Here is a 3946-nt window from a genome sequence, read left to right on the forward strand (position 1 = left end):
TGGTCCGGGCCCACGGCGGACTGCGGCTGCACAGCGGCGGCGGCATCCGGCTGAGGCTGGACACCGGGGCCGCCGAACCCCTCGCCGGCCCTCTGCGCCGGCTCGGCATCGCCACGGCCCGCCCCCGACTGGTCCTCACCAGCCCCCAGTTCATGCTCCACCGCAGCGCCGGCGCCGTCCTGCCGCGCTGACGCCCCCACCCCCCCCCACGGGAGTCCGCCATGGTGACCGAGTCCCCCGACATCACGACGTACGACGCCGGACTCCTCGGCCGGGCCGAGGCGTTGCGGTCGGACGCCCAGCTGATGGACGAGTACGCCCGGCGGCTGCGCGCCACCGCGGACACGCTCGCCGGCTGTCCGGCGGCCCCGGAGTGGAGCCTCCCCACGCTGGAGAAGCAGGCCGCCGCGTGCGCCACGGCGGCCCGGCAACTGCGCGCCGCGGCACAGGCGTTGCGCACCCACGCGGCGGCCCGGGACTGAACGCGGCCGGGCGGTGAACCCGCTCAGTCCGCGGCGGCCCGGGCGTCCGCCGCGCTCCGGCCGAGCGAGACGGCGTAACGCCCCTTGTCCTCCGGCAGGTTGCGGTGCACCAGGTCGGAGAAGCTGCGGGTGTGCCGGATGATCTCCCAGCCCTCGGGGGAGAAGGTGGCGGGCCCGAACAGGCGGGGCGCCAGCAGCGGGTTGTTCAGCGCCTCGGAGAACGCGTCGACGGAGATGATCCGTTCGAGCAGCCTGCCGAAGATCGCCCCGGGCTCCGGCTCCTCCGCGAACAGCCCCACGTGCAGATCGATCGCGTCCATGTCGCCGTACACGTCCGTCAGCGCCCGCTGGACCCGCGGATCGCCGGTGATCTGCCCCGGATCGGTGACCCGGGGGAAGCCGTAGTAGGCCCGGTAGTCGTTGTACGAGGCCAGCCGCAGCTCCCGGCCGACGGCGACGCTGCGCTCCTCGATGGGCAGCAGCAGCGGATCGGTGTTGAACAGACCGGACAGCCCGGCCGGTTGCCGGGACAGGTCCTGGAACAGCGGACCGAGACCCCGCTCCACGACCGGCCGCCCGTTGGCGATGGTGTGCGCGAGCGGCACCGGCCGGCCCGCGATGGTGTACGTCGACGGGATCAGGCTGTGCCAGCGGTAGACGAGGCTGAACTCGATCGTCGCCCGGTTCTCCCGGTGCCAGACCCCCCGGTCGGTGCGCACCGGATCGAGCACGAAACCGAAGTGGTACGGCGTGATGTGGTTGATGTACTCCTCGAGCATCACCCGGATCATCAGCACGATCAGTGTGTTGCGGGTGGTCTGGAAGAGCCGTTCGTCGTCCCAGTCCGGGTGCGCGCCGGCGAGCAGGCCGGCGACCCGGTTGTGCTCGCGCAGGAACAGGACGTTCAGCGCCATCGGCCCGATGTGCGCGTGCGCCCGCTCCCCGCCCCAGGCGAACAGCGTGTCCACGAACTCCTCGGGGACCTCGTCGAACCGCACCGGCCGGATCGCCCGGAACTCCTCCTTGATCCGCCCGCCCTCGCACAGCGCGGGCGGGAACTCGCCGCCGTCGACGATCCGGCTCTTCAGCCGGCCGCCCCTGAAGACGCGCAGACAGGCGGTGACCTCCTCCCGGTCGCCGTAGAGCTGGCACATGTCCAGGGTGTGCGGCGAATCGGTGCGCCGCGGGTCGCCGGTGGCGGCGTGGCCGCGCAGGAAGCCGTCGGTGAACCACTGCGCGAACGCGGGCAGCAGCGCGCTGGACCGGGTGCAGAGGCGGCCCTCGCCCTCGCGCCGGAACAGCTCGGCCACCCGCTGCGGGGCGGGCAGGTCCCGGCGCACCCCGGTCACCGGCGGCAGCTGCCGGCCCACCCAGGTCCGGTCGGTCAGCGAGTCCCAGGAGGTGTACGGGGCTTTGGTGCTCAGCGGGTTGGGGCGCGGCGGCGCCTTGAGCACGGCCAGGTCGATCAGCCGGGAGTTGAGCCTGCGGTGCAGCCACCGGTTGCGCTGGGCCGCCTGCCAGGCCGGGCCGTAGTGGGTCAGCAGATGTGTCTCGAAGCGGTTGCGCAGCCCGTCCCTGGACCTGTCCCTGGCCCCGGTCCAGGGTGGCGTCCCCTCCTGGGGCGGTCGGGACGTGACGGTCATCGAATCCTCCGGTCGGTTCAGGGATCGGTCGGTTCCGGGATCGCGGGTTCACGGAACGGTCGGTTCCGGGATCGGCGGGCGGCCGGGTCCCGGACCGGCCGGGCCCGGGGTCAGGGCGCCGGGACGGCGTCGCGGCCGGACCGCACGGTGTAGTGCTGCGGGAACGGGGTGCCCGCGTAGTCCAGGGCGCGTTCGGCTCCGGGCAGCGGACGTACGCCGGGGCGCAGCAGCACCCGCCGCACCAGCTCCGGCACGATGACCCGGGCCGCGTACCGGCCGACGCAGTCGTGGGCGCCGTAGCCGAGGACGAGGTTGTGCGCGGGCGGGCGTCCGGGCCGGAACTCGTCCGGCGCGTCGAGCACCTCCTCGTCGAACATCGCCGACGCGAAGCAGGCCAGCACCACGCTCCCGGCCGGGACGAGCGTCTGCCGCCCGGTGCCCGCGGCCAGCAGGTGGTCACGCACACACAGCCGGGGCGTGACCGGAACGAACGGATGGAAGCGCAGCGCCTCCCACACGTAGGCGTCGAAGCGGGACGGGTCGCTCTCGCCCGCCGCGCGCTCCGCCTCCGCCAACGCCTCCGGGCGCAGGGCGAGTTCCTTCAGCGCGGTGGCCGTGCACTGGGTGGCGTTCTGCTGATAGCCCGTCAGGTAGCCGACCAGGTTGGCGTTGACCCGCTCGTCGTCGAAGCCGTACTCGGCGGGCAGCCGGGTGCTGAGCATCCGGCCCAGCACGTCGTCCGCGCCGCCGTCGTGGGGCGCCGCCCGGCGGCGGGCGATCACCTCGGCGACCCGGTCGTGCAGTTCCCGGCCGGCGGCCACGCCCGCCGCGTGGATCTCCGGGTCACGGCCGGGGTTGACGGCGAACGCCCACTGCATCCGGCGCGTGCAGGAGTGCAGCGTCTCCTCCTCGACGCCGGGGAACCCCAGATAGGCGACGGCGATCCGGGCGGCGGCCAGGCGGGCGTAGTCCTGGACGAGGTCGAACGTGTCCGCGCCCCGGCCGATCGCCTCGTCCAGCACCTCGTCGGCGATCCGCGCGGTGAGGTCACGCACCCGGGGCGCGTCCTCCGCGGCGAGCATCAGCTGCCCGTACCCGCGCTCGCGCCAGTGCACGTCCGCGCCGTCCCGGGCGAGGATGAACGGCCCGCCGAGCACGTCCTCCAGCGCCGGGCCGAACACACCCACGGTGAACGTCTCGGGCGCCGACAGCACCTCCAGGACATCGGGGTGCCGGGTGACGAACACACCGACCGGCGTGCCGAACACCGGCCGGCGGGCACGCAGCTCGGCGAACAGCTCCGCCCTGCCGGTCGTCATGGCCCGCCGCAGCAGAGCCACCCGCTGCGGGACGTCGTCCTCCGGGATCGCGTCATACGCGGCGAGGAAGTCCATGCCGGTCATTCAGCCACCGGGGCGCGGTCACCGCACGCCGGACGGGCATTCGGGGCAGAGGGGTGCGGGCGGGCGGGGCGCGGGTGACGATGGGCGTCCGGGGGGCGCGGCGGAGAGGAGTGCCCGATGCTGTCGGCGTGGGCCGGGGCGCTGGTGCCCGTGTTCAGCGACACGAGCGTGACCGGCGCCGGCCATCTGGCGCGGGCCCCCGGCCCCGGTCGCCTCCTCGCCGCCAACCACACCTCGTTCTTCGACCCGGTCCTGCTCCTCGGCACCCTGCACCGGCTCGGCCTGCGCCCCGCCGTGTTGGCCACGGCCGGACTGTGGCGGGTACCGCTGCTCGGCCGGGCCCTCACCCGGGAGGGCCACGTACCCGTGCACCGGGGCAGCCGCCGCGCCCCGGACGCCCTCCGGCACGCCGCCGACG

General features: G+C 74.5%; 5 protein-coding genes. 3 read left to right on the forward strand and 2 right to left on the reverse strand.

The features are described from left to right. Together H5J33_RS26460 and H5J33_RS26465 are read left to right on the forward strand one after the other, a co-directional pair. Positions 1-191 (forward strand): hypothetical protein (locus tag H5J33_RS26460; protein WP_181797366.1); only part of this gene is annotated, 191 nt, incomplete at its 5' end. Positions 192-221: 30 nt separating this feature from the next. Beyond that, positions 222-482, forward strand: coding sequence for a hypothetical protein (locus H5J33_RS26465; protein ID WP_181797367.1), 261 nt, complete (start codon positions 222-224; stop codon positions 480-482). 23 nt (positions 483-505) lie between these two features. Here H5J33_RS26465 and H5J33_RS26470 read toward each other — a convergent pair whose 3' ends face one another. Both H5J33_RS26470 and H5J33_RS26475 read right to left on the reverse strand, forming a co-directional pair. Beyond that, entirely contained in the window at positions 506-2125 is a 1620-nt protein-coding gene (locus tag H5J33_RS26470; protein WP_181797368.1) for a peroxidase family protein, read from the reverse strand. A 110-nt stretch (positions 2126-2235) separates the two neighbouring features. Then, entirely contained in the window at positions 2236-3528 is a 1293-nt protein-coding gene (locus H5J33_RS26475) for a cytochrome P450 (RefSeq protein WP_181797369.1), read from the reverse strand. Between the two features lie 117 nt (positions 3529-3645). On the opposite strand from H5J33_RS26475, the gene H5J33_RS26480 reads away from it, so the two are divergent. Further along, the coding region (locus H5J33_RS26480; RefSeq protein WP_181797370.1) for a 1-acyl-sn-glycerol-3-phosphate acyltransferase at positions 3646-3946 on the forward strand (301 nt) is incomplete at its 3' end.

This window comes from Streptomyces sp. WELS2 (assembly GCF_013870595.1).
In the GTDB taxonomy this organism is placed as follows: Bacteria; Actinomycetota; Actinomycetes; order Streptomycetales; family Streptomycetaceae; genus Streptomyces.